Annotated in this window: 2 protein-coding genes; one reads left to right on the top strand and one right to left on the bottom strand. The window is 30.3% G+C overall.

Annotated elements, in window-relative coordinates:
- Window positions 1–81: 81 nt before the first annotated feature.
- Window positions 82–1,029 (top strand): IS1595 family transposase, encoded by a 948-nt coding sequence (locus ACOYLT_RS11895; RefSeq protein WP_422854050.1) that lies wholly within the window; start codon window positions 82–84, stop codon window positions 1,027–1,029.
- Here ACOYLT_RS11895 and ACOYLT_RS11890 read toward each other — a convergent pair.
- A partial coding sequence (locus ACOYLT_RS11890; protein ID WP_422854049.1) for a hypothetical protein occupies window positions 1,030–1,633 on the bottom strand: 604 nt, incomplete at its 5' end.

Here is a 1,633-nt window from a genome sequence, read left to right as displayed (position 1 = left end):
TTAAATGCGTATCGTAAACTTTACCAGTAGAACGTAAATAGATTACGTCGTACACCTCTAACTTTGTTCAAAATTTAGAATATGAAGTTAGTAGAATTTTTTAATAATTACCCAAACGAGCTTGATTGCAAGTTGAAATTCAAGGAGATACGCGAGAAACAAGGTGTTGTTTGTAAAAAATGTCAATCAAAAAATGACTATTGGTGGCTTAAAAGTAAAGAACTTTATGAGTGTAAAAAATGTGGTTTTAGAATGAGTCTTAAGTCTGGAACTGCTTTAGAAAACTCAAAGCTTCCGTATCAATATTGGTTCATTGCTTTTCATTTAATGACCTCAACCAAAAAAACGCTTTCTGCCTTAGAAATGCAGCGCCAGTTAGGACATGAATACTATGAATGTATTTGGGCAATGATGCATAAAATTAGACTTGTAATGGGTAAAAGAGATGATTTATATACACTTAGAGATGAGTCTGAAATTGATGAAGCTTATTATTCAACGAAATATATTTTTGACAAAGATGAATTTACCGGTCAACAGGAAAAGTTAAAAAGAGGTAAAGGATCTCAGAAAAAGACAAGTGTTTTAGTTATGGCAAGTCAAAAAACAGTAAAACGGAAAGAGTTAAAAAAGAACCAAAACTCAAATTATACAATGCCTAAGTTTCTAAAAATGAAAGTAGTAGAAAATGGAACAATTCAAGAACTACAAGCAACGACAGAAAAAGCTCTAGATGATAAAAGTTCGATTAAAGCAGATAAAGCTAAAGCATATCCGAAATCATTCAGGAAATACGAAAATGTAGAATTATATGATATGTCCAAACATGAATCAGGAAAGGTATTGCCGTGGAGTAGTAAAGCAATAACAAACTCTAAAAACTTGATAAAAGCTGTACATCATGCAATTGAAGCTCCTTACCTTCAAAACTACTTGAATGAATTTTGCTTCAAGTATAACCGAAGATATTTTGGAGAAAAAGTATTCGATAGACTTATTGTTGCTGCGGTTTCCTTTGTATGGTATTAATTACTGGTAAAGTTTACGACATGCATTTAATTTATTAAAAAGATAATCACATATTTCAACTTGATATTTTTTTATTTTGTCGAAATTTTTGAGTACACTTGGAATGTTATTATCCTTGCAAATAGCAGAGTATTTTGACATTAATAAACGATAATTTTCGTATTTGTTATCTTGATTATTTTGTAAGGCTTCCTTGATTATAAAATCTTCTAGACTATTTTTTATCTTTTTTTCCCTTGCAGAAAATGTGTTGGTCTCAATTATCTCAATTAATTTTATGTTTGGAATGAAATAGTTCTTAATAAAAAAAATCATTTTTTCACTGCTTGATGTTGCAATTGCTTCTCTTTCAGCAGCATTTAAAAGCAATTTTTGAACTTCTTTATTATGTAATGATTTAGGATATTTACTCAAGAAATCCTCATAAGCTTCAACACTGTTTTTTTGACAAGCACTTGTAAATAATTCCCTTGCTAAAACCATTTCTTTTTTTACTCCTTCTGCTTCGTTCAAAAAAACAGAACCTTTATGAGCTAGAATATATTCGTCAATTGCTGCTTCTTGTCCTTTCGACAAGGCGATAATTAATTCGACCGAATCTTTC

The sequence above is a fragment of the Flavobacterium sp. genome, assembly GCF_049318185.1.
Classification (GTDB): Bacteria; Bacteroidota; Bacteroidia; order Flavobacteriales; family Flavobacteriaceae; genus Flavobacterium.
Note: the sequence above shows the minus strand (reverse complement) of the source record. Positions and strands in the feature narration are given on the sequence as shown.